Annotated in this window: 27 protein-coding genes; 9 read left to right on the top strand and 18 right to left on the bottom strand. The window is 36.9% G+C overall.

Annotated features, from left to right (window positions below; all coding sequences use genetic code 11):
• Window positions 1-143 precede the first annotated feature (143 nt).
• The gene (locus tag ILT06_RS01350) at window positions 144-461 is read left to right on the top strand and encodes a radical SAM protein (RefSeq protein WP_222654774.1); all 318 of its coding nucleotides are present in this window, start codon (window positions 144-146) and stop codon (window positions 459-461) included.
• Between the two features lie 29 nt (window positions 462-490).
• On the opposite strand, the gene ILT06_RS01345 is transcribed toward ILT06_RS01350, so the two are convergent.
• Window positions 491-685, bottom strand: a complete 195-nt coding sequence (locus ILT06_RS01345; RefSeq protein ID WP_000910293.1) for a hypothetical protein — start codon at window positions 683-685, stop codon at window positions 491-493.
• Window positions 686-1,540: 855 nt separating this feature from the next.
• Here ILT06_RS01345 and ILT06_RS01340 point away from each other — a divergent pair.
• On the top strand, window positions 1,541-2,203 hold the full coding sequence (locus ILT06_RS01340; protein ID WP_048544413.1) for a YitT family protein: 663 nt from the start codon (window positions 1,541-1,543) through the stop codon (window positions 2,201-2,203).
• Window positions 2,204-2,235: 32 nt separating this feature from the next.
• On the opposite strand, the gene ILT06_RS01335 is transcribed toward ILT06_RS01340, so the two are convergent.
• Complete coding sequence (locus ILT06_RS01335; RefSeq protein ID WP_001256871.1) at window positions 2,236-3,069, bottom strand: EcsC family protein; 834 nt, start codon at window positions 3,067-3,069, stop codon at window positions 2,236-2,238.
• A gap of 137 nt (window positions 3,070-3,206) precedes the next feature.
• On the opposite strand from ILT06_RS01335, the gene ILT06_RS01330 reads away from it, so the two are divergent.
• Window positions 3,207-3,842: a DUF1796 family putative cysteine peptidase gene (locus tag ILT06_RS01330; protein WP_088048013.1), complete on the top strand. Its 636-nt coding sequence runs from the start codon at window positions 3,207-3,209 to the stop codon at window positions 3,840-3,842.
• Between the two features lie 69 nt (window positions 3,843-3,911).
• Window positions 3,912-4,346 carry an NUDIX hydrolase gene (locus ILT06_RS01325; protein WP_088048012.1) on the top strand — a complete coding sequence of 145 codons (435 nt, stop codon included), beginning with the start codon at window positions 3,912-3,914 and terminating at the stop codon, window positions 4,344-4,346.
• A 26-nt stretch (window positions 4,347-4,372) separates the two neighbouring features.
• On the opposite strand, the gene ackA is transcribed toward ILT06_RS01325, so the two are convergent.
• The 5 genes from ackA to ILT06_RS01300 form a co-directional block, all read right to left on the bottom strand.
• A complete protein-coding gene (ackA, locus tag ILT06_RS01320) occupies window positions 4,373-5,566 on the bottom strand; it encodes an acetate kinase (protein WP_064474582.1) in 1,194 nt (397 codons plus the stop codon).
• Window positions 5,567-5,865: 299 nt separating this feature from the next.
• Window positions 5,866-6,852, bottom strand: coding sequence for a class I SAM-dependent methyltransferase (locus ILT06_RS01315; protein WP_142315006.1), 987 nt, complete (start codon window positions 6,850-6,852; stop codon window positions 5,866-5,868).
• Window positions 6,853-7,051: 199 nt separating this feature from the next.
• The gene (gene tpx / locus ILT06_RS01310; protein WP_000024522.1) at window positions 7,052-7,552 is read right to left on the bottom strand and encodes a thiol peroxidase; all 501 of its coding nucleotides are present in this window, start codon (window positions 7,550-7,552) and stop codon (window positions 7,052-7,054) included.
• 133 nt (window positions 7,553-7,685) lie between these two features.
• A complete protein-coding gene (gene ytfJ / locus ILT06_RS01305) occupies window positions 7,686-8,081 on the bottom strand; it encodes a GerW family sporulation protein (protein WP_000350003.1) in 396 nt (131 codons plus the stop codon).
• A 12-nt stretch (window positions 8,082-8,093) separates the two neighbouring features.
• Window positions 8,094-8,732 (bottom strand): DUF2953 domain-containing protein, encoded by a 639-nt coding sequence (locus tag ILT06_RS01300; RefSeq protein ID WP_222654773.1) that lies wholly within the window; start codon window positions 8,730-8,732, stop codon window positions 8,094-8,096.
• 205 nt (window positions 8,733-8,937) lie between these two features.
• Between ILT06_RS01300 and ILT06_RS01295 the strand changes: the two genes are divergently transcribed.
• Complete coding sequence (locus ILT06_RS01295) at window positions 8,938-9,741, top strand: NAD kinase (RefSeq protein ID WP_064474580.1); 804 nt, start codon at window positions 8,938-8,940, stop codon at window positions 9,739-9,741.
• Between the two features lie 107 nt (window positions 9,742-9,848).
• Here the strand turns inward: ILT06_RS01295 and ILT06_RS01290 are convergent, their stop codons facing one another.
• The 8 genes from ILT06_RS01290 to ILT06_RS01255 form a co-directional block, all read right to left on the bottom strand.
• Window positions 9,849-11,417, bottom strand: coding sequence for an amidohydrolase (locus tag ILT06_RS01290; protein ID WP_222654772.1), 1,569 nt, complete (start codon window positions 11,415-11,417; stop codon window positions 9,849-9,851).
• A gap of 70 nt (window positions 11,418-11,487) precedes the next feature.
• Entirely contained in the window at window positions 11,488-11,919 is a 432-nt protein-coding gene (locus ILT06_RS01285) for a VOC family protein (protein WP_088048009.1), read from the bottom strand.
• A 102-nt stretch (window positions 11,920-12,021) separates the two neighbouring features.
• Window positions 12,022-13,608: an acyl-CoA synthetase MbcS gene (gene mbcS / locus ILT06_RS01280; RefSeq protein ID WP_149173673.1), complete on the bottom strand. Its 1,587-nt coding sequence runs from the start codon at window positions 13,606-13,608 to the stop codon at window positions 12,022-12,024.
• A 176-nt stretch (window positions 13,609-13,784) separates the two neighbouring features.
• Window positions 13,785-13,979, bottom strand: coding sequence for an alpha/beta-type small acid-soluble spore protein (locus tag ILT06_RS01275; protein WP_000168890.1), 195 nt, complete (start codon window positions 13,977-13,979; stop codon window positions 13,785-13,787).
• Between the two features lie 80 nt (window positions 13,980-14,059).
• Window positions 14,060-15,274: a tRNA uracil 4-sulfurtransferase ThiI gene (thiI, locus tag ILT06_RS01270; RefSeq protein WP_000989277.1), complete on the bottom strand. Its 1,215-nt coding sequence runs from the start codon at window positions 15,272-15,274 to the stop codon at window positions 14,060-14,062.
• Between the two features lie 6 nt (window positions 15,275-15,280).
• Window positions 15,281-16,423, bottom strand: a complete 1,143-nt coding sequence (locus tag ILT06_RS01265) for a cysteine desulfurase family protein (protein ID WP_098101983.1) — start codon at window positions 16,421-16,423, stop codon at window positions 15,281-15,283.
• 228 nt (window positions 16,424-16,651) lie between these two features.
• Window positions 16,652-18,364, bottom strand: a complete 1,713-nt coding sequence (gene ezrA, locus ILT06_RS01260; RefSeq protein ID WP_064474575.1) for a septation ring formation regulator EzrA — start codon at window positions 18,362-18,364, stop codon at window positions 16,652-16,654.
• A gap of 207 nt (window positions 18,365-18,571) precedes the next feature.
• Window positions 18,572-19,414, bottom strand: a complete 843-nt coding sequence (locus tag ILT06_RS01255) for a LysR family transcriptional regulator (protein ID WP_064474574.1) — start codon at window positions 19,412-19,414, stop codon at window positions 18,572-18,574.
• Between the two features lie 124 nt (window positions 19,415-19,538).
• Here ILT06_RS01255 and ILT06_RS01250 point away from each other — a divergent pair, with 124 nt between their 5' ends.
• Window positions 19,539-20,483 (top strand): DMT family transporter, encoded by a 945-nt coding sequence (locus tag ILT06_RS01250; protein ID WP_000358804.1) that lies wholly within the window; start codon window positions 19,539-19,541, stop codon window positions 20,481-20,483.
• 11 nt (window positions 20,484-20,494) lie between these two features.
• Here ILT06_RS01250 and refZ read toward each other — a convergent pair whose 3' ends face one another.
• On the bottom strand, window positions 20,495-21,133 hold the full coding sequence (gene refZ / locus ILT06_RS01245; RefSeq protein WP_000814940.1) for a forespore capture DNA-binding protein RefZ: 639 nt from the start codon (window positions 21,131-21,133) through the stop codon (window positions 20,495-20,497).
• A 147-nt stretch (window positions 21,134-21,280) separates the two neighbouring features.
• Here refZ and ILT06_RS01240 point away from each other — a divergent pair, with 147 nt between their 5' ends.
• Entirely contained in the window at window positions 21,281-21,760 is a 480-nt protein-coding gene (locus ILT06_RS01240; RefSeq protein ID WP_098101984.1) for a GAF domain-containing protein, read from the top strand.
• Between the two features lie 62 nt (window positions 21,761-21,822).
• On the opposite strand, the gene megL is transcribed toward ILT06_RS01240, so the two are convergent.
• Window positions 21,823-23,001 (bottom strand): methionine gamma-lyase, encoded by a 1,179-nt coding sequence (gene megL / locus ILT06_RS01235; protein ID WP_222654771.1) that lies wholly within the window; start codon window positions 22,999-23,001, stop codon window positions 21,823-21,825.
• A gap of 399 nt (window positions 23,002-23,400) precedes the next feature.
• On the opposite strand from megL, the gene rpsD reads away from it, so the two are divergent.
• On the top strand, window positions 23,401-24,003 hold the full coding sequence (gene rpsD / locus ILT06_RS01230) for a 30S ribosomal protein S4 (RefSeq protein ID WP_000135322.1): 603 nt from the start codon (window positions 23,401-23,403) through the stop codon (window positions 24,001-24,003).
• Between the two features lie 54 nt (window positions 24,004-24,057).
• Here the strand turns inward: rpsD and ILT06_RS01225 are convergent, their stop codons facing one another.
• On the bottom strand, window positions 24,058-24,186 hold the full coding sequence (locus ILT06_RS01225) for a hypothetical protein (protein ID WP_000050944.1): 129 nt from the start codon (window positions 24,184-24,186) through the stop codon (window positions 24,058-24,060).
• 150 nt (window positions 24,187-24,336) lie between these two features.
• On the opposite strand from ILT06_RS01225, the gene ILT06_RS01220 reads away from it, so the two are divergent.
• Window positions 24,337-24,639, top strand: a complete 303-nt coding sequence (locus ILT06_RS01220) for a YjdJ family protein (protein ID WP_088048002.1) — start codon at window positions 24,337-24,339, stop codon at window positions 24,637-24,639.
• Window positions 24,640-24,672 lie beyond the last annotated feature (33 nt).

Raw genomic sequence — 24,672 nt, 5'->3', positions numbered from 1 at the left:
TATTCATTTTCTTTTATAATAATACACACTTTAACACCTTTTACAAAATGTATCAAGAGTCATTTTCAAATTTTTTCAAACAATTTCGTCGAACTTCTTTCTGTTTTTATGTACAATATAAGCAGGAAAACGGGGGTGAACTGATGGAAAAGTATTTCTTATACGATGAACATCTAGGAATTGAAATTCCGCATTTACAAGAAGACTGGGAAAGTATCCCCGAAAAAATGCAGCATGCTATTTTATTAAAATGGGAACAAGTTCGCGGAAAGATTCCTGATCGTATAAAAGAGCTTGAACACTATATTAATGCAAAACAGCATCATTTAAATAACGAAGAAAACTTCGAAATTTCCTGCAAACTTAATTCAGAAATTGCCGATCTCGCTTCCATCATTAATGACCTTTGGCTTTGGTATCGACTCACTCAAAATGTATCTGAGAGGAAAGCACACCAATGAAAAAAAGCATGCCCCTCAATCACTTTGGGTCATGCTTTTTTGTCGTAACACGATTTACAATATATTTCTTGTGCTGTTTTCGCCAAACATACATCAAACGGTCCAACTAATATACTTCTTTCCTTTGGCAACTTTACAAAAGCAACGAGCTCTTCTTCATATTGAATCTTTTTCTGACATGAAACGCATACTAATTCTTTTCTTTTGAACATGTCTTTTAGCATATCTTCTCTCTCCCTTTCATCTATCTATACTGATATAATCTCATAATAATTAAGACTTGTAAAAAAATGACACATTCTGAAACAAATTATTCATATACTATGTACAAAAGGAGGTCTCAATTTTATGCGAGCTTTCATTATTATCGCTTTAACTTTTTTAAGTGTGATTAGCTGGGATGCGTTTTTTAAAGATAAAGGTGACCAGAAAGATACAACTGAATAAACGCCATCTTTTTCTTACTTATTGGACAAACTTTTAAACACTGTCCGATTTCACGAAATAACTTAGGCTTTTCTACAAAAATATTTAAACATAACAATTTTTGTAGATTCCCTCCGTTTATTGTCGGTTTCCATCCGCATACATTTTTTGAAAGTATGATATAATAATATAAATCTTGAAGGAAGGGATTTTGATATCATGATCGCTCGAAGGAGCATGTGGCATCGTATTGACGAATCATACACGTAGCGTATTTTTCAGCTCAGATACTTTAGTCTAGCGAAAAAAATACGAGAGTGGGGAAATTATGATTGCCCGAAGGATAATTTGGCAAAAAAAAGACTCTTCTTACACATAGCGTTTTGTTTAGGACTTAATTGTTACTAGCTAAACAAAACAAAGAAGAGCAGGATTGCTAAATGAAGAATCCTACTCTACGTTTTGTTTAGTCGTTTTAAGACTTAAACTAAAACGAAGGTAGGGAGAATTGATGGACGAGAGGATTATTCGTTATTTCTTCAGCGACATATAGCGTAGTTAGTTTTTTTCGTAAACTAACTGAAGCTACATGTGAGCTCGTAGTTAGTTTACAACACAAAAAGGACTACTAACTACGGAAAGAAGGAATAACGATGAGGAACATCCAAAGTCGACAAATTATTAAAGAAATTTTTATGGTTTTAATCGGTTCATTTATTTTAGCAGCAGCGCTATATCACATTCACTTCCAAAACCACTTAACAGAAGGTGGCTTTGTAGGAATTGCACTATTCATCCAAAATTTTTATGATATTTCACCATCCATTTCAACTGTAATTATGGATATCCCAATTATTTTACTATGTGCTTCATTTTTAGGTAAAAAAATGGTTGGCTATTCATTCCTAGGTTCGATTTCATTCGGAGTATTTTATTCTCTTATGGAAAATTATTCTCCATTTACGGTCGATTTATCAAATAATTTATTTATAGCTGCAGTAGTTGGCGGTGCGTTAGCTGGTATTGGACTCGGTTTTATATTGCGATTTGGCGGTGCAACCGGCGGAGACGATATTTTAACAATTGTATTAAGTAAACGAACTCGTTTTACAATTGGGCAAATTTTCTTCGTCTTTGACGCGATTGTTCTTGCGCTTTCATTATATTATTTAAATTGGACAGAAATTGCTTTTACTATTCTTTCGATTGCCGTACAGGCAAAAACATTGGATTTAATTTATTATCCAAAAGCAGAGAAGAAAGCAGAAAAGCAACCAGTATCTATTCCAATGTCCAAAAAGCATGCAACAAATTAAAAAAGCGAAAGGCTTCGGCCTCTCGCTTTTTTTTACGCTCTTTTTTCCTTCTCGACTATGTGGCGCACTTGATAAAATCTATTTGCAAATTCAGTAACGTTTCTCGTTAAACGATAGTTCACTGTAGACCCGATTGCCATTCCAATTACCGGAATACCTTGGAATAATTTACGACGTAAAGCATAAATCGAAAATGTTTTCAAAATTTGTTTTAACACAACTTCAGTAGAAGCTGGCTGTAACACCGCTTCGTCTCCTTCATAAAAGAACGAATCTTCTTGCTCTAGCTCTTGCAGTAAATTGTACCATGCGTATTGCTGAAGCCTTCCTGGTAGTAATGACGCATGAAACACCTTTAACGCAAGCATCATTTCATAAGGCTTGTTCACATCATGTCCAAATGATGTTGCAATAAGTTGAACAGCTTTCACATTTAACGCGATCATAACCGGAAAATCAGCTGTTAATAATAATAAACCCCCAGCACCCGTTGCTCCGCCTTGTACGAATGAATATAGGCGATGTCGTGCTGTTTGTTGCTCTGCTATGTATGTTAATTGATCAATAGATAATGCTTTCAAATCTTCTAGTTGCTCAATCGATTCATCAAATAATCTCGACGTTCCTAAAATACGATTACGCGCATCTAATTGTGATTGTGAACTTTGAATCAATGCATGCAAATGAAAGAGCCATCCATCTGCTTTCGTAAAGAAATCTTTTCGTTTTTTCTCCGGCAATTTCGCAATTGTAGTATGTACCCATTTATCAAACATTTTTTGAAAATCAGTCGCTTCTTGCTCAACTAATTGCGATTCCCATTCTTTTATATTGTCTAAAATGGCTTGTTCTCGCTTCGATCGCATCGTAACAACCACCTCGTTCGATTTTTTTCTATTGTAACATATTTCTGCTTATTCTTTGCAAATATGCTTGTCTATCTTTATTCACATACCATTTTTTAGTGACATAAAATATTAGCAAAAAGGATGAGATAAATCACATGAATCTATCCAATATAAAAAAAGAATATAATGCAGTATTCAGCTTAGGACAAAACTGCTGGCCTGCTTGGGCTTTATATCAATTCTATTTATCACCCTTTTTTGGCGTTATCGATTTTATGCTAAGCCCTTCATTAGAAAAAGTGAATGTATTATTACAAAATCGATTTGACCGTTTTTTACAGTTCGAAAACTTATCCTTCATCTCATTTTGGGATGATGGTGCGAAATTAAGACTCCGTGACAACCTATATGAAATCGACTCCTGCCACGACTTTAAAACAGATGTAAACACACCAACATCTTGGCCTTCTTATACAGAAATTAAGTTAAACTATGAGCATCGAATTCATCGTTTTCTAACTACAATGGAAACGGCAGAATCCATATCGTTTATTCGAACTGGAGGAACATACGAAGAAGCACGTTCCTTGGAACAAATTTTATCTCAAATAGTTAAACATACATTCTCTGTCCTATTACTCATTCCTGAAGATGTACCAACTATCGCCCAAGAAGATTGGGGATTACAAAACATTTGTGTTATAAAATGCCCTATTATGGATGTATACCAGTACAATGAAGCATTTTGGAATGATTTATTTGATGGGATCACGATTAGACCGCAAGCTTAAACACGATACTTTTTATTACACACTGCCTTATAATCATCCTTATACAAAAGAAATAAGGAGTGATTATATATGTATCCACGTGCAAAAGCTTTTGGCATTGCTATACATCACGATCGCCTTCTCGTACAAGAATATCATACAGGCGATGAAACATATTACCGACCTCTTGGCGGTTCAATTGAACTTGGTGAAAAATCAGCACATACCGTTATTCGTGAATTTAAAGAAGAGCTTCATACAGAAGTGGAAATCACCAATTATTTAGGCTGCTTAGAAAACATCTTGCATCTTGATGGAGAAGTTGGTCATGAAATCATTCAACTATATTCTTTACGCTTATTAGACACATCACTATATGAAATGGAAATACTGAATATACAAGATGAGCAAACAGCATCATATGCGAAATGGATTCCCATGACAGCATTCATTCAAAAAGAGAAAGCACTATATCCAGATGGAATCTTGAAATATATCCAACAAAAAAAAGACGAAACCCTATAGGATCTCGTCTTTTTTCATATAGTATATTAACCAATATCTCCAAGACGTAGTACGTCACGAGCGATCATAACTTCTTCGTCAGTTGGAATTACGATAATTTTTACTGGAGAGTGTGGGAAGCTGATGAATGCTTCTTCACCAAATACGTTATTACGTTTTACGTCGAAGTATACACCCATGTACTCAAGGCCTTCTAATACGCGCTCACGAATAACTGCACTGTTTTCACCGATACCAGCTGTGAAGATGATTGCGTCTACACCTTTCATACGAGCTGTGTAAGAACCGATGTATTTGTGGATACGGCTTACAAATACATCAAGTGCTACTTTCGCACGGTGGTCGCCTTCTTCTTCTTTCGTGATGATGTCACGTAGGTCACTAGAGTAACCAGTAAGACCTAACATACCACTCTTCTTGTTTAATACGTTAACTACTTCTTCTACTGTTTGGCCTGTTTTTTCCATGATGTATGGAATTAACGCAGGGTCAATGTTACCAGAACGTGTACCCATTGTTACACCAGCAAGTGGAGTGAAGCCCATAGAAGTATCGATAGATTTACCGCCTTCTACTGCTGCGATACTTGCACCGTTACCTAAGTGACAAGAAAGTAAGCTTAAGCTTTCAAGTGGACGACCTAATAATTCAGCCGCACGCTCAGTTACGTATTTATGAGAAGTTCCGTGGAAACCGTATTTACGGATGCCAAATTTCTCATAGTACTCATATGGTAAGCTGTATAGGAAAGCAGATTCCGGCATTGTTTGGTGGAATGCTGTATCGAATACTGCTACTGCTGGTACGTTTGGTAATACTTCTTGGAATGATTTAATACCAACAAGGTTTGCTGGGTTATGAAGTGGTGCTAAATCGCTTAATTCTTCGATATCAGCTAATACTTCATCAGTAATTAAAACAGAATCAGCAAATTTTTCGCCGCCGTGTACAACACGGTGACCGATACCGCCAATCTCATCAAGAGATTTTACGATTCCGTTTTCAGTTAATTTCTTAAGAAGCATGTTAACTGCTACTGCATGATCTGGGATGTTTGTAATTTCTTTTTGTTTTTCGCCATTTACAGTAATTGAGAAGACACTATCTTCTAAACCGATACGTTCTACTAAACCTTTTGTTAATACTGTTTCACTTGGCATTTCAAATAATTGGAACTTTAAGGAAGAGCTTCCTGCGTTAATCGCGATGATTTTTGACATCTAGTCTTTCGCCCCTTTTTCTCTTGGTAGTTGTGTGGATATGTCCACAAACCGCTCGATTTTATCTAATTAAATTCACTCATTATGAAAACGTTTCATCATTAGTAAATTTTATACTCACGATTTTAATTTAAACATCGTCCGACATATATTTCAAGTGAAAAAATTGTAACACCAAGAAAAAATATATATTACAGATTTCAAAAAAATTCAGTTTAATCTAGTATATATTTAAAAATATGACATATCATATAAAACTGTACTACATGAATTACTAACCCTGTTACATATACCTTGCCTTATTTGTGGGTTGCAAACCAAGTATTTAATTGATCCATAATGTTCTCCATCGCCTTCATGTTGGAGAATTTAGGTAACTCCACTAATAACGCCTGTTTTGGCATTGTTACACTAGGACCTTTCTTTTGGAGAACAAATATACTTTTTGCATTTTTCTCGTTTTTAAACATGGAAACAGGTAGCTGTAATAGCCCTTGAATAAAACATGTTTCTTTAATAAATGCATGTAATTTTGGTGCTTGATCACTTTCAAAAATGAAGTTTGGTACTAGGAAGAATAAGTACCCGCCTTCTTTCGTATGTTTCACACTTTGTTCAATAAATAGGTGATGGGCATACGACATTCCTTCATCTGCTTTTAACTTATATTCACTTGCACCGATTTCATTTGGATAGTAACCAATCGGTAAGTCTGAAACGACTGCATCAACCGGATCGATATAAAGTGGCGCTAGTCCATCTTGATGGAAGAATTCGATTGCATGCTTTTGTAAATTCGCATTTACTAAAGCAAGTTTAATTAGCACTTCATCCACTTCTACACCAAATCCACTCATTGCTATTCCTTCTTTGGCGCTATTAAATACTGTAGTCATTAAGTTACCTGTTCCAATTGCAGGATCTAAAACAGTAATTTCGTTTTGCCCTTGCATAAATTTATGGAATAAGTAGCTCATGAACATTCCAACTGCATCAGGCGTCATTTCGTGATTCGCTTGTACGCCTTCTTTCATTCCTTTTAAAATGGCTAACTGAAATGCTTTACGAATTTCTTCACCTTTATATGTTTCTTCATTAAACGTACTATATTCACGATTCAGCCTTTCAATTGCTGATTCGGATAATTCCTCTTGTAAAATTGCTCCTTCAAACAAGTTATTACCTGTTTCTACAAGCGCCTCTAAATATGTTACATCTAATTCTTTACGTAAAACTACCGCAGAAGAATCAAAAATAGAAAATAATGTTTCTACTGTCTGACTCACGTACATTCCTCCTTCTCTCTTTTACACATAACTTATATCATACCACAAAGTGTTTTTTTCCAAAAAGAAAAAGCGACCTCCTGCAAAGAGCTCCCCTTTAAGTTATATATGATATAACGTTTTTTCTCATATATTGGTACCATTACGCAGCAATACATGAGAAAAAACGACCTCTTTATAAGAGGTCATTTCTTTCACATTATTTTGCCGCTTTAGCTGCTTCTAATGCTGCTTCATAGTTTGGATGGCTTGTACCTTCGCTTACGTACTCTGCGTAAACTACTTTGTCGTTGCTATCTACTACGAATACTGCACGAGCAAGTAAACGAAGCTCTTTCATTACTAAGCCGTAAGCTTCACCGAATGAAAGGTCACGGTGGTCAGAAAGTGTTACAACATTTTCTAAACCGTTTGCTGCACACCAGCGTTTTTGAGCGAATGGTAAGTCAGCGCTAATTGTTAATACTTTTGCGTTTTCAATACCTGCTGCATCTTGGTTAAAACGACGTGTTTGTGCATCACACACACCTGTGTCGATTGAAGGTACAACACTAATTAATTTTACTTCGCCTTTGTATGTTTCTAAACTTACTGGAGATAAGTCATTTGCTAATACTTGGAATTTTGGCGCTTGATCGCCAACTTTAACTTCTGTTCCAACTAAAGTCATTGGGTTACCTTTAAAAGTTACGTTTGCCACTTGAAAATCCTCCCTTATTTAAACAAAATATGTACAATGTAAATGATAGTTTGTCCCTATCGATAATGCAAATAAAATCGCTTTATTTACAAAAAAATTAAAGAAGCTAATCCATTGATTAGCTTCTTATTTGTTAAATTTGAAATTCAGGATCGTCTTCTTTTCGTTTATCCATCATTTCCTTCACTTTATCAACAGCTTGTGGCGCTAATTCAATTATTTTATCGATGACGTGTGTTTGCTTATCTAAATGCAACACTTTTACACCGTCTCCATTTATAACAAGAAAAGCAACAGGATTAATAGAAACTCCTCCACCACTTCCCCCGCCAAATGGATGACGGCCTGAATGTTCTACTTTTCCAAATTCACTTCCACCAGCAGCGAATCCGAAACTAACTTTCGAAACGGTAAGAATTACACTTCCATCTGCCGCTTTAATCGGATCACCAACAATTGTATTTACATCAGTCATTTGTTTTAAATGCTGCATTGCGGTTGTCATTAAACCTTGAATTGGATGGTCCATTCTATATCCCCCCTATGCTTGAACAGATTTTTCTGTCATACCAGATCTTTGCTTCCTCATAAACACAAGTAATTTTACCGCTGTTTTTACAATACGGAATATACGAAAAGATGCTGTTAACTCACATCTTGATGCAAATCCTTTCCCTTGAAAAACAGGGGTAATTTCAAATTCTGGTACGTCGACAATATGCATATATTGTCCTACAACTCCAGCAGCCATTCCTTTTGTCCCCCATGCATATCCAGTGACAATTCCAGTGCTAGCTGCGTCGCCTGCTCCAATTTGCGTGTGCCATTTCCACCCATTGATTTTCACTCGTTTGAGAAAATCTTTAACAATAGTATGAACTTCTTGTAGCTTTTTTATCAGCTCCCCCATACTATCAAGTTGCGCCATAATTTTATTATCTAATCCACCGTCTTTTTCAGCTTTTTCGATTTTCTGCCCTGTCTTTTTCTGTTGTTTTTCAATTCTTTCCAATACATCAAACGTATATCGAATCATCCATATTTTCACTTGAAACAAACATTGCTTTTCCATTTCTGAATATAAAAATGTCACTTTAAGCTTTATTTTCGACAATAGTATAAGCAAAATAAAAAGGAGAAGAATTATTATTCCAATCACGAGCCACTTCATACGTATCATCCTTTCACTCCGTACCCATTATCGACAAGTTTATTCATCATTAAACAGAATCCTTTAAGATTGAATATAAAAATTTTTCTAAAAATAAAAAAAGGATTTTGACATTTTATATCGAAATATATTATTTGAACATATCTTCAAGAACGTATTTGGATGATATGTAGCACGAAAAACAGAAAATTTAACTGCAGTGGAGGGATACATAATGGCAGATCGTCGCAATTTATTTTTCTTTTATGGTGATGACAAAGCAACGCTCGTTGAAAAAATGAAACCAATCTATCGTATTTTAGAAGAGAATGGATTCACCATATTAGATAATCCAAAAAATGCAAACGCTATCGTCAGTGTTGGAGATGATGCAACTTTCTTACAAGCCGTTCGTAAAACTGGTTTTAGAGAAGATTGCTTATACGCAGGGATTTCTACGAAAGATGAAATTTCGTTCTACTGCGATTTCCATATTGATCACGTTGATACAGCCCTTCAAGAAATTACAAAAAATGAAATTGAAGTGCGAAAATACCCAACAATTCAGGTAGATGTAGATCACGGTACATCTTTCCATTGTTTAAATGAGTTCTCATTACGTTCTAGCATTATTAAAACATTCGTAGTAGATGTTCACGTTGATGATCTATATTTCGAAACATTTAGAGGGGACGGTTTAGTTGTTTCTACCCCAACAGGAAGTACAGCTTACAATAAATCGTTACATGGTGCGGTTGTTGATCCGCTCATCCCATGCTTCCAAGTAAGCGAACTCGCATCATTAAATAACAACACATACCGTACGCTCGGTTCACCGTTCATTTTAAATCACAAGCGTACATTAACTTTAAAACTAAAACCAAACGGTAACGATTATCCTGTTATCGGTATGGATAATGAAGCGCTTAGCATTAAACAAGTGGAAAAAGTTGTTGTACGCTTAAGCGATAAACAAATTAAAACAGTTAAATTAAAAAACAATTCCTTCTGGGAAAAAGTACAGAGAACGTTTTTATAGTATTAAAATAACCGCCGAATTACGGGATTCCATAATTCGGCGGTTATTTATTTCTCTCGCTACCGGCCACTATTCTTGTCATTTTTTGTCGGTAAGTCGATATATTTTCACGCGTCTTTCCTATACACAATCTTCCCATCAATTACGGTCATTTCTGCTTGTACTTCTTTTATTTCTTCTGCCTCTATTTCAAATATGTTTCGATCTACTATGGTAAAGTCTGCCTCATATCCTTTTGCGATTTTTCCTCGCTTCGTTTCTTTTCCGATTGCATAGGCACTTCCTGTTGTAAATAAAGAGATAGCTTCATATACCGTTAATCTTTCCTCTGGCATATAGCATACACCGTCAATAAAACTTCTACGTGTAACAGCGCTATATATGCCTAAAAACGGATTCACTTGTTCAATTGGTGCGTCAGATCCACCATTGCAGTGTAATCCTGCTTCTAGTAACGTCTTCCACGCGTATGCATAACGAAGACGATTCTTGCCTAGTTTTTCAATGACTGATGGGAAGTCCGATGACACAAAGACGGGCTGAATATCAATAATAGCCGGTAAATGTTTCATTCTCTCAATCAACTCTTCACGAGCGAGCTGACAATGAATAATGCGGTCGCGTAATCCTTCTACTGGTGGATATAATTCAAGTGCATCAATAACATACTGGAGCGATAAATCACCGATTGTATGAATCGCTACTGACATATGTAAATCTCGTGCCTTTTTCACTAACTCCGCAAGCTCTTCACGTGAGAAAATTGCAACTCCATTTGTTTCCTCCGCATCTTCATACGGTTCACTTAATAAAGCTGTTCTTCCGCCAAAAGAGCCATCAGAAAAAATTTTCATCGCCCCAAATTCAATATAATGCTCATTTTCATATTCTTTTCGTTCACCTGCTACTTCATGGTGAACGAGTAAATGTGCTTTAAATGACATTTCCTTTATAACATGAGAAAAAGCATTGTGCGTTTTTCTAAAACCACCGTAATAATTTAAATCTTCCGTATGCCCGCCAACGAGTCCATATTGCCAACAATTTTTAATTGCTGTTTGCAGGGCTCTTTGTAAATAAGCTTCATCAATTTCCGGCTGCACATGTTTAATTAATTCTTGCCCTTGTTCATATAAAAGGCCTGTTAACATATTTAATGAATCCCGGCCGATTTTCCCGCCTTTCGGGTCTTGCGTCATTTCTGTTATGTTCGCCTCTTGCAATATGTATGAATTCACCCATGTAACGTGGCGACAAACGCGCTTTAATAAAATGGGGTGTTCTTTAGAGATTTCATCTAGATCACGTACGTGAACTTTTTTTGTATCTGTAAAATTATTTTCATTCCAGCCTTCTCCAATAATCCAAGAACCTTTTGGCGCTTCTTCTACTCGGTTCTGAACAAGAGTCAACACTTCGCTATAAGATGTACAATTTGATAGATCTAATCGAAGTAATCTCTCCCCATGACCAATCAGATGCATATGACTATCAACGAGACCTGGAATCATCGTTTTGCCTTCTAAATCGTGAAATTTAACCGTAGCATATCGGTCTTCTAACTCTTCTTTACTCCCGACATCAACGATCATGCCCTTTTCAACATAAACAGCGTCTACTTTTTCATTCTCTTCTCGCATCGTGTAAATGGTGCCGCCATACCAAATTTCTCCCATATATCCCATCTCCTTTGTATTTATTGTATAAAAAAAAGCACCATTTCAAAACATGGTGCTTTTCTAAAAATTACTTTTGCTCAGTAGGATTCGTTGTGATTTGCCATTCAATGCTAAATTTATCTTTTAGTTGTCCGTATGCTGGGCTCCAGAACGTTTCTTGAAGTGGCATAATAACTTCTCCACCCTCTTGTAACTTTTCGAATACTTCTTTCGCTTTTTCTGCATTACTAATTTGAATTGCGATTGTTACTTGAGATCCGATTGCATGCCCTTGACCTGGGAATGTATCAGAAATCATAAGGTCCGTATTACCAACTTTTAAAGTAGCATGTAAAACGCGCTCTTTTGCTTCAGCTGGAATCGGGTATTCTGGATTTTCAGGCATATCTCCAAAAGTTTGCATGACTTCTACTTTTGCGTCTAACGCCTCTTTATAAAACTGTACAGCCTCTTGCCCACTACCATCTAAAACTAAGTACGGATTAATCCCTAAAATCATACGGACACCTCTTTTTTAAATTTATAAAATCGAACTTACGTTCGTTTTTATCTTATCATTGTTTGCCATTTCATTCAACTATTTCCTTCACTGTTTTCAAAATTATTTTGACGGAATCTCCATCTCTTGTTTTCTAAGTTCAATACGGCGAATTTTTCCGGAAATCGTTTTTGGTAGTTCATCTACAAATTCAATTTTGCGAGGGTATTTATATGGTGCAGTGAGTTCTTTGACGTGTTGTTGGAGTACTGGGATTAATGTTTCTTCGTTCTTGTCTATATTCTCTCTTAATACGATAAATGCCTTCACGACACTTCCGCGAATTTCATCAGGGCTTGCGACAACCGCACACTCTCTTACGTAAGGATGTTTTACGAGCGCATCTTCTACTTCAAACGGTCCAATTGTATAACCAGAGCTAATAATAATATCATCACCGCGCCCTTCAAACCAGAAATAGCCTTCTTCATCTTTCTTCGCTTTATCGCCGGTAATATAATAATCACCGCGGAATTGCATCGCTGTGCGCTCATCGTCTTTATAATATTGTTTAAAGAGGGCTGGCGTTTCAATGTGAACTGCAATATCACCAACTTCTCCTACCTGTACTGGAATACCTTCCTCATCTACAATATCAACGTGGTTGCCTGGCGTTGGTTTTCCCATTGATCCTGGTCTAATATCCATCCCTTTCATTACACCAACAAGCAATGTATTTTCCGTTTGTCCATAGCCATCTCTCACTGTAATATTAAAGTGCTTTTGGAACGTTTCAATGACTTCCCTATTTAACGGCTCACCTGCGGATACAGCGCTATGTAACGCTTCTAAATTGTACTCACTTAAGTCCTCTACTTTTGCCATTAATCTATACTCAGTCGGCGTGCAACACAGCACGTTCACCTTATTATCGTCTAACAAATTTAAATATGTTTTCGGTTCAAATTTACCGTTGTATACAAATCCTGTTGCACCTGATCCGAGAGTTGCTAAAAACGGGCTCCAAATCCACTTTTGCCAGCCTGGACTAGCCGTCGCCCATACAACATCATTCACTTCAATCCCGAGCCAGTTTGGAGCGCTCGTACGTAAATGAGCGTATGCCCATGCATGCGTATGAACAACACCTTTTGGATTTCCTGTCGTCCCTGACGTGTAAGATAAAAAGACCATATCTTCTTTATCTGTCGTTGTCATTTCTAACAGGTCACTTTCTGTTTCTAACGCTGTTTTTAAATTAATCCATCCATCTACTGACTGCTCGCTCAGAACGAATTTTTGAAGAGATTTCATCGCTTCTATATCATCAAACTGCCCAATGTACGGCTCATAACTTACGATTGCTTTTACTTCCCCGTGCCCAATACGATATTCAATATCCTTCTTGCGCAACATTTCCGAACTCGGAATTACGACAAATCCCGCTTTAATCGCAGCGATATACGTCATGTATGCTTCAATTAAACGTGGCATCATAATGAGGAGCTTGTCCCCTTTTTGGAGACCACTCTTTATAAAAGCGTTTCCAATTTTATTCGCACCTTTCATTAACTCAGCGTATGTAACTTCTCGTCTATTCCCTTTATCATCTTGCCAAATTAAAGCAAGCTTCTCTTTATCACTTGTATATTTCTCTATTTCAGAAACTAAATTATAAGACGGCGGCGCCAACAATTCTTCTCTCTTCATACAATATCCTCCTCCATTTCTATGCCTCCCTTATATAATAAAGAATTTTCAGTTAATTTTGAACCCTCTTCTTTTGACAAATTTTTTATGTCTATGTCGAAATAAATGTATAACGGTGCAAACAACAAAAAGAAAGAGCGGGAGAACCCGCTCTTTCTAAGCCATCATATATGGGATTATTTTTGGAAACCGCCTAATTGTTGCTCAGCTAGTGAAACTAGACGTTTAGTGATTTCGCCACCAACAGAACCGTTAGCGCGAGATGTTGCATCAGCTCCAAGTTGAACACCAAACTCTTGAGCGATTTCGTATTTCATTTGATCTAATGCTGCTTGAGCACCAGATACTGCTAATTTATTTGTGCTTGCCATGTTGTATCACCTCCTTGTGAGTATAGAGTGTGATAAACAACATGACTTCATACATATTTTAGATATGGTAATTTATGGTTTTAGAAAAGTTCTTCGAATTTTTCTTCTTCCGCCACTACTTCTACCGTTTGTAATACCATTGTTTCTTTGTTCGCTACAGCTTCATCGATTAATGGTGTGAAATCGTATTTCGCTTCAAAACGATTCGCTTTTTCACGCTTCGGCTTCGTCGCTGGGCTTGCTGGTGTGAATACTGTACAGCAATCTTCGTACGGACGAATTGAAATATCATATGTGCCGATTTCTTCAGCAATTTTAATAATTTCTAATTTATCCATCGTAATAAGTGGACGAATAACCGGATAGTTTGTTACTTCGTTAATTGTATGCATACTATCTAACGTTTGGCTTGCTACTTGCCCAAGACTTTCACCAGTCGTGATTGCAAGTGCATTACGCTCCTCTGCGATACGCTCTGTAATACGCATCATCATACGGCGCATAACTGTCATTGAATAGCTAGATGGAATTTCTTTATTAATCGTTTTTTGCACTTCTGTAAATGGAACAAGGTGAAGCGTTACACGTTTACAGTACTTCGTTAACTCTTGTGCTAAATCGATTACTTTTTGTTTTGCACGCTCGCTTGTGAAAGGTGGGCTATGGAAATGAACTGCTTCCACAGACACGCCGCGTTTCATCGTTAAGTACGTTGCTACTGGGCTATCGATACCACCAGAAAGAAGTACCATTACTTTTCCGCCAACGCCAACTGGTAAACCACCAGCTCCCATATGCTCACCACACATAATATAGCTGTAACCACTGCGAATTTCTATACGTACATTCACATCTGGATTATGAACATCTACTGTGATATCCTCTGTATTTTCTAAAATGTGTCCACCGATTTCTGGAAGTAACTCCATCGTCTTCATTGGGAAGCGCTTATCAGAACGGTGCACTGTAATTTTAAATGTTTTTACATCACCTTTTACTTGTAAGAAAGCTGCTAATGCACCTTTTTTAATATCTTCTAATTCTGATGGTACTTTCATCGCTAAGTTAAACTTATGAATACCAAATACATCTTTCAATCTTTCAGAAATTGCTTCATGGTCTTCGCCATTTAATTGGATGTACATACGATCATGCGTTGCATCGATTTTAATATTTGGGAACTTTTTCAGTTTAAACTTTACGTTATCTTTTAATGTGCTTACAAATTTAGAGCGGTTCTTACCTTTAGTCGTCATCTCTCCATAACGAACTAAAATATATTCATATGTCATCATATTCCTTTACCTCATCACTTCATGTAATTTTGGCATCGTCTCTTTCACAATACCTTCAAATTGTTTTACTTCTTCCATCGTGTTTTCTGGTGCCAAACTAATGCGAATAGCACTTGCAGCAGCGGCATGGGGTACTCCCATTGACACTAACACTCTGCTCACTTCATTTGCTTTTGAAGAACAAGCAGACTTCGTCGATACATATACACCGTGCTCTTCTAAAGCATGAACGACCACTTCTGGTTTTAAACCAACAAATGATACATTTAAAATGTGCGGTGCTGCATATGCAAGCGACGTATTGATCGTTACATCTTCCATCTCTTTAAAGAAACGGACAAGCTCTGTTTGTAAATTGTGCAAATGAGCTATCTTTTCTTTCACTTGTTCCATTGTCATGCGAAGTGCTTTCACCATCGCTACAATGCCAGGTAAGTTTTCTGTACCAGAGCGATATTTAAACTCTTGTTGACCACCTGATAAAATTGGATCTAACCTTACGCCATCACGTACATAAAGAAGACCCGTTCCCTTTACACTGTGGAATTTATGTCCAGATATTGAGCAAAGATCAATATGAGAAGCATATAAATCAAGCGGTACTTTTCCTATCCCTTGTACATGGTCCACATGGAATCTTATTTTCGGATAGTTCGATAATAACGTTCCAATTTCAGCAACAGGCTGAATTGCTCCAGTCTCGTTGTTCACATGAATAATTGACACAAGAATCGTATCTTCACGAAGTGCTCGTTTTACATCCTCTACCGATACAACACCATGCTCATTAACCGGTAAATATGTTACATCAAAACCGAGATCTTCTAATTGTTTATATGCTTCAAACACAGACGCGTGTTCAATATTTGTTGTAATGATATGTTTACCGCGCGAACGATTCCTCATCGCTATTCCTTTAATCGCAAGGTTATTCCCTTCCGTTCCACCTGATGTGAAAATAACCTCAGAAGGTTTAACATGAAGAAGCTGCGCTGCAATCGTTCTTGATTGTGTTAATAGACGCTCTGCCTCTCCCCCAAGCGAATGAATAGAAGAAGGGTTTCCAAAATATTTTCCAGCAACCGTTACGTACGATTGAAGGGCTTCTGGATATGGCTTCGTCGTCGCACTATTATCAAAATAGATCATCGTTCTTCCCCTTTCAGCGCTATCACATCATATAATCATATCACAAATACGTGTAATTACGCTAAGACTACTCAAAGGTTCCATTTTATCCCGATTGTGAAGGCCGATAATTAGCGAGGATGACCCTACTGACTACAGTTTCACTATATTTTAAAACGAATAACCTTACTGTATTCCGCTATTCATTATAGCAACATCGTCCCCAAAATTACACAAAAAAACAAACCCTTATGAAAGGGTTTGTTCATTGTCTACATATTCAGCTATTTTTTGAACAACGCCAGGTTCAAGTTGCTCTAGTATAGAAGCCGCTTGTTCTAAAGCTGCATCGTATTGATATTCACGGAATAATTTCTCCGCATAATTTAAGCTCTCTGCAAGGTTCTCATCATGACTGCGGTAACGATTACCGTATTGAATTAATTTTTCAACTAAATACGCTTGTCCAATTAACTCTTCTGTCATTTCAGCTACACCATTAACAGTTGTGTACGCTTCTTCTAAACTGCTATTTACAGCGTTCATATTTAACGGTTTCACTTCTAACTGTTCATATACAGCTTGCATTGCCATTTGTCCTCTTTTTAAATCTTCCATAATGCTTTCTGGAAGACCTGGCAAATTCGACTTTTTCATAAAACGTTTCGTTTCAAAAATGATATTTCGCATTTCTTGTAACTTCTCACGCGCTTCAAATTCTTCTTTACGCATCGTTTGCAACATTTCTTTATATTCTGCATGAAGTACTTTTAACGTTTCACATTGCTCATAAACCTCTTCTAGTTCCTCACGAATAATAGAGAAGGCAATATCTTGTTCCGCAACGCGTAATTGCAGCATTTCAAAACGTTTCATCAAAATGTGCATTTGCTTTTCAATTACTTTTTGAGACTCAATGTCCTTATCTTGTAACTGATAACTTTGTTTCACTAGTTGTGTTTCTGCTTTTGTTTCAATCGTTTCAATGCGAATTTCTTCTAAGTCTTCATAAACAGAAAGTGTTTTTTGCTCCACATAATGTCTCGCATGTACTTCTTGTTCCAGTTGATCATAGAAGCCATCTAAACGCGTTTTTAAGTTTTCTACTTTTTCAGCTGCTTCCGTTATATGAAGCTCCTGTATATCCATTAAACATGTTTGTAGTTGTGTCGTCATATCACGAACTTCTTTAGGGACTTCCAAATACTCTAATACATAACCTTGTCTTACCATATCATTATGTCCGTGTAATAAATCTTCCAGCTGAACTGGTAACGTCGCTTGACACTCTACCAATAAATCTGGAATTTGGTGAATAATGATTTCTAAGTTTGCCAAACCTTCTTCCAAACTAATAACAATTTCTCTCGCTTTTAAATAGTCGCCATTATCTGTTGCCTCTTCAAAGCTTTTAAACTTATTAGATTCAGCGTCTAGCATTTCTTCGATTTTCTGCTCTGCTGCTCCATACATATGTCTATGAGCAAGAACACTCTTCTTCATACTACGATATGTATCACGTAACCCTTCAATTTCCGAGCTATTTTTTTCATGGCTTTCTAACAATTGCTGTAATTCATTTAAAATGTCTGTAATACGATTATCAGCGTCATCTAAACCACTTATGGATTCATTCATCGCATGCTTTGCTTTTCGGAAGGAGAATTGCGAGGCGAATTTTCGCGCTTGCGCTAAATCTTTGTCTGCTTTCGGAAGGGTTGTTGATACAATCTCATCCCATTCTTCACGCCATTTACCAAACAGTTCTTCTGTTTGACCTGTCATATTTAAGTCTTTCACCCGTTTTAGTTCATCTGCCACAGGCTTATCTTTTATCTCTTGTTTCCACTGCTCCAGTGCTTCAATATCTTTATATGAACGATTTCTTATCACAAGCTCTATCATGAGCAGCACTAGAATAGAGCTTACTACAATGATAACGATCGTCAGGATAGAATCCATGCAAAAAAGCCTCCTAGTTATATCTCTTTTTTTGTCCGTTCCGTTTATGAAATGGAAGGCATTATGTATAAAAAGGGAATCCCCCTATATTTAACAACTAACAATGTACTAATCATACCATGTAATGGCTTGTTTTTGACCTAGTTTTTTTTAAAATTTCATGTTTCTTTCAATGCAATTGTAATCTTTCTCAATCTTCTGTTTGGATTATCTCCCATCATCAAATGATTGTAATAACAGGTTCTCTTTCATATGAGATACGAAATAAATTTTGCGCACAAGTGGTGGCTCAATTAAAATCGCATGCACATTTCCTTGCTTTACCGCTTGCTCTACTGCCATTTCTGGAAGTAACGTAATACCAAGTCCAGCTCCGACCATTGCAAGCATCGGTTCTGCATAAGAAGTTTCAAATGCAATGATTGGTTTCGCACCTATCCCTTGAAACATATTCGTAATCATTTTCCTTACATCACAAATTTCTGGATATACGATTAACTTTTCATTTTGCAAATCTTCCATTCGGATTACTATTTTCTCTTTATAAAGATGATCACTTGAAACTACACAAACAATTTTTTCTTCTCGCATTTCTTTTATACACGTAGCGTCTTCTACTACTGAATCGACGAACATCGCTTCAATCTTCCGCTCTTTAAAGAGTCCCATTAGTACTTTCGTATGCTCAATTTTCCATTCTACTTCGAATTCTTCACCTAATACATCTTTACATTTTGATATATAATGCGCTGCTAAACTTGGCAATATGCCTATAGAAATTTTCCGCTTCTCTTGAAAATTCTTCATTTCGGCTTTCACTTCATGGATGTGTTCCAAAATCGGTAACATTCTTGTTATAAATAACTCTCCAGCTTCTGTTAATTCCACTCCTTGCGCGGAACGCTTCAGTAAAGTAACCTCTAAATCCGCTTCTAACCTTTGAATTTGCTTACTAAGCGCCGGTTGAGAAATATGTAAAAGCTTACTCGCCTTTGATAAACTTCGCGTATTCTTCACTTCAATAAACGATCGTACTGCTTCCAAATCCATCGTACACACCTCTAACAAAAAGTTATAACTGTCATAAAAAATCGATATTTCCCTCTATAAACAATTACTCTTTATACTTATTTCATCAACTTACTATAACGAAATGAAAAGGGGAAAGATACTCTTGGACAAAAAACAAATGCTACTCGGATCCCTCCTATGCTTACTTGCCGTAACGGCTTGGGGATTTATGTTTCCTGTCATGGCAAATGCTCTGCAGTTTATCGATCCGTTCTTCTTCACAACTATCCGATACGGATCAGCAGCTATTATTTTTCTTATTTTGCTATTCATTACTGAAGGAAAAACTTCACTCCACTTAGAAAAAAGAACACTTTCGTTATTCTTTTACGGAACAGTCGGTTTCGCTGGATATGGTTTTCTCATTTTTTACGGCCAACAACTTGCCGGGCCTTCTGGGGCCATTCATGCTGCAATGATTCAATCTCTTATGCCGCTCATCGCTTTATTATTGCAGTGGATAACAAAAAACAAACGCCCACAAAACTACACATTCCTTTGTATGTTCGTTGCATTGCTCGGTGTTATGCTTGTCATTTCAAAAGGAAATATTCACTTTTTATTTGGAGCTGCCAGTCACCTCTCAACAAATATACTTATGCTATGCGGCGTTACTTGCTGGGTCATTTATACGAACGGTGGTGCTCGTTTTCAATCTTGGTCACCACTTCGATATACGACGTTAACTTGTTTATTCGGCTCGGTTTCACTCATCGTTATCGTCACTTTCTTCACTTACACAAACATCGTTACTATGCCGTCACTTCGTACCATTATGAGCGTTCGTTTTGAACTCTTGTATATGTCGATTGTTGCAGGTGTTATCGCTGTATTTTGCTGGAACACAGGAAATCGCTATATTTCATCTATTAACGGCATATTATTTATGAATTTAGTTCCTGTACTTGCACTTATCGGTTCCATCTTTCGAGGTTATACAGTCGACAAAATTGAAATTGCCGGAGCCTCATTAACAATTATCGCGCTATTATGCAACAATGTATGGCAAAGGAAAGAAAGCACAAAAATCCCCACCTCAGTTCGTTAGGTGGGGATTCTTCACATATGAACAGCTCTTGGTAATTCATAGTATATATTCGTTATACATAATGTGTGTTCCATCCATTGTTCAATTTCTTTCGTGTACATTTCTATGAAAAATGTCTCAGACGGAAAAGAATGCAGCACTTCTGATATATATTGCGGATATAAAAACGGCATATTCATCATGCCTTTTAATTGCGTCATAAACATTGTAAAAGATACCTTTTTAAATTCTTGCTTCATTTGTCCATGCTTTATAATTTGCTCTATATAATATCTTTCTTTAGAAAAGTAAATGGTCATCACTTCGCGAATTAATGTCGTATCAAGCGAAAGCTCTCGGTAAAAGAAACGTGTCAATTCCCTATTTTCAAATTGATATCGTAAAATCCCACGCACCATTTGCACCATCATATCTTTAGCCGACAAATATTCTCTCTGTTCAAAGGACGTTTCAATCACATGAATATATCCTTCTAAAAAGTCAGTAATAAGCTGTTCTAATAAACCTTGCTTTCCAGCAAAATAATATGAAATATTCGCTACATTCACATCCGCTCGCTTTGCAATTTCTCGCACCGACGTTCCATCATAACCTTTCGTGTTAAACAACGATATTGCCGCATCAATTACTTTTTGTTTCGTCTGTTTCATGCGCTCACTTCCTCTCACTGAACAGCTATAGTTTAAATTTCTTGACTTTTAAGACAAATTCCTTTAATTTTCTATCGACAAAGTCATGTGAAATACATCGTATTTTGCTAATATTTTACACATCTCGATAAAAAGGGAGTTGTTTCCATGTTTACAAAAGAAAGTTATGCAGGTTCTCGTGAAGAACAATACGAGACAGTAATTAAACAACTGGATGCATTATTAACTGGCGAACCGAACGTAGTCGCAAACTTATCAAATGCGTCCGCATTATTAAATCAATTTTTAGATCGTGTGAATTGGGTTGGCTTTTATGTAACAGAAGGAAATCAGCTTGTTCTTGGACCTTTCCAAGGAATGCCTGCTTGCGTGCGCATTCCATTTGGACGAGGCGTTTGCGGCGCAGCAGCTGAAACAAAAACGACGCAGCTTGTAGCAGACGTTCACCAATTCCCAGGACATATCGCTTGCGATAGTGCTTCTAATTCAGAAATCGTTGTACCGATCGTGAAAGAAGGAACTGTCATTGGTGTACTTGATATTGATAGCCCTGAAAAAAATCGTTTTGATGAAGTAGATCAGCGCTATTTAGAAAAGTTTGTGGAAACACTCCTAAAACATATTTAAAAAAGAAAAGAGTGAGTTATCGATTGCGTACATCACGTACGAAACCGATAGCTCACTCTTTTTTATTGATTACTAACAGTAGATATTTTCTTTAATGCCTGCTCTAAATCAGAAACGATATCCTCCCATGATTCTAAACCGACAGATAAACGTATTAAATTATCGTAAATGCCCATTTCTTGTCTTAGCTCAGCCGGAATCGCAGCGTGCGTCATCGTTGCCGGATGCTGAATTAACGTTTCTGTATCCCCTAAACTTACGGCAATTGTAATAAAGTGAAGGTCATTGATAAACGCTTGTGTCTCTTCTTTTCCGCCTTTTACTGAAAAAGAAATCACACCGCCGCCCCGTTTCATTTGGCGAGATGCTAACTCACCTTCTGGATACCAAACACCTTCTACCGCATCATGATTTTTCAGGAACGATACAATTTTTTCTGCATTATCACAATGGCGGTCCATTCTTACCGCCAACGTCTTTAATCCGCGTAACAATAACCATGCATCAAACGGCGCCATAATACCGCCGATATCTTTTCGCATCGGGCGAATTTTTTCAGCTAACGCTTTCGTTTTACAAATCGTTACACCCGCCACAACATCGCCGTGACCGCCAATATATTTTGTCGCACTATGCACAACTGCATCACAACCAAGCTCAAGTGGTCTTTGTAAATAAGGTGAACAAAACGTATTATCAACAATGACAAGTAAACCATTTCGCTTCGCAACCCGAATTACTTGTTTTAAATCAATTAATTTCATCGTTGGATTAATCGGCGTTTCAACGAAAATAAGCTTCGTATTTGGACGGATTTTATTTTCAATATCAGCCTCTGTCTCCATATCACAAAACAAATGCGTAATCATAAATTTCTCTTCTAACACTTCTAAAAATCCGTACGTGCACCCATATAATCCATTTGAACAAATAATATGATCTCCAGCTTTTAGAAAACCAATTAACGTTGCGGAAATAGCTGCCATACCGGATCCGAAAGCAAGTGCTTCTTCTCCTCCTTCTAACACCGCCATACGTTCTTCAAATAATTTTACAGTTGGATTTCCAAGTCTTGAGTAAATATAAGATGGATCCACTCCCGCAAAACTCGCCTCTCCTTGCTGCGCAGTCTCAAATGTAAATGTAGACGTTTGAAATAGCGGTGGTGTTAAACTTCCTTTATGTTCCTCAGATGTATAACCGTGATGAATTAACGCTGTCTCCATATGCTTCTTTTTCATAAAAACATCCCCTTTTATGTTTTTATACCGCATATTCATCAACAAAAAATTAATGAACATTTTTTACTACATTTTATGTAAGCGTTTTATTTGTGTTTCTATCACTTCTTGTATATCGTTTTAAATTCCTTCTTATTAATTTCCAAAATTTATATGCATAAAACAAAAACGTACCCGCTTGACGAAACTCTAGGTAAAAGATATAATAGCGTTTGTGTAAAATAAAAAGGCAGCCTTGTAATGTGAGTTTATCGTTTGTATTTTGTTCCTCTACGGAGGTGTATCTCGTAACTCCCTGCTGCTGGAGCGAAGGTACATGAAAACAAAATGCCCGTAAATATCGATTACGTCTGTTTTTATTTTACGTAAATAAAAACATTTTTAAAGGAGGAGTCAACTATGGCTCGTTATACAGGTCCAGCTTGGAAACTGTCTCGTCGTCTTGGAATCTCTCTAAGCGGCACAGGAAAAGAATTAGAAAAACGCCCTTACGCACCAGGTCCTCACGGTCCTAACCAACGTAAGAAACTTTCAGAATACGGTTTACAATTACAAGAGAAACAAAAACTTCGTCACATGTACGGCATGACTGAGCGTCAATTCCGTCGCACATTTGACCAAGCAGGTAAAATGCCTGGTAAGCACGGCGAAAACTTCATGATCCTTCTTGAAGCTCGTCTTGACAACCTAGTTTACCGTATGGGCTTAGCTCGCACTCGTCGTGCAGCTCGCCAATTAGTAAACCACGGCCACATCACAGTTGATGGATCTCGCGTAGATATCCCATCTTACCGTGTAAAACCTGGTCAAACAATCAGCGTTCGCGAAAAATCTAACAGCCTTGTTGTTGTTAAAGAAGCGATCGAAGTTAACAACTTCGTACCAGAATACTTAACTTTCGATGCTGATAAATTAGAAGCTACTTACACTCGTCACGCTGAGCGTTCTGAGTTAGCAGCTGAAATCAACGAAGCATTAATCGTAGAGTTCTACTCTCGTTAATGACAAAAAGCCAATCCTCTGGATTGGCTTTTTTCGTTTATATATAAAATAAAATTATTTATTTTCCTCTTTCTGCACATATACATAAGCATCTTTCTGCTCTTTATGTACATCAACCTTCGAATTCTCTGCAAGCTGACCCGCATTTAGCAAAGAAAAAATAATGAGCGCTTCTAGTGACATTTTGTTTTACCACTCCTTTCTATTTGTTATACATTTATCATACCGCTTACATGTGATTTCCGTATGAATTCGAAAAGGAGATTACAACAAAAAGGTTACAGGAATATGAATGCACGCTATAATAACCATAAAATAGGAGGTTGATTCATTTTGAAAATAAACCAAATGGTTCAATTAGGTAGTGCATGTATGCTTTTTATTACTTCCGCGCTTATTAATTGGTATCAGGGAAGTAATTTAATAGACTATCCCGATGAATGGAAATATAGCGCTAAGTTTACGAATTACTTTAAAGGCACCGTTTCAAATTACCAAGATATTTATCAAATCGATTTCTTTATATATGCGGCAAAATTTTATCCAACAGCATTTATTGTTATGCTCATTAGCTTACTTTATATGATCGTATTAATTCTTCATATTCTATTTACAAGAACTGGTGAGACAATCTAAATTCATACATAAAAAAACCCGAATTATAGACTT

Source organism: Bacillus sp. 17RED48 (assembly GCF_019837545.1).
In the GTDB taxonomy this organism is placed as follows: domain Bacteria; phylum Bacillota; class Bacilli; order Bacillales; family Bacillaceae_G; genus Bacillus_A; species Bacillus_A wiedmannii.
The sequence above is the reverse complement of the archived record's forward strand: the minus strand, read 5'-3'. Positions and strand labels throughout refer to the sequence as shown.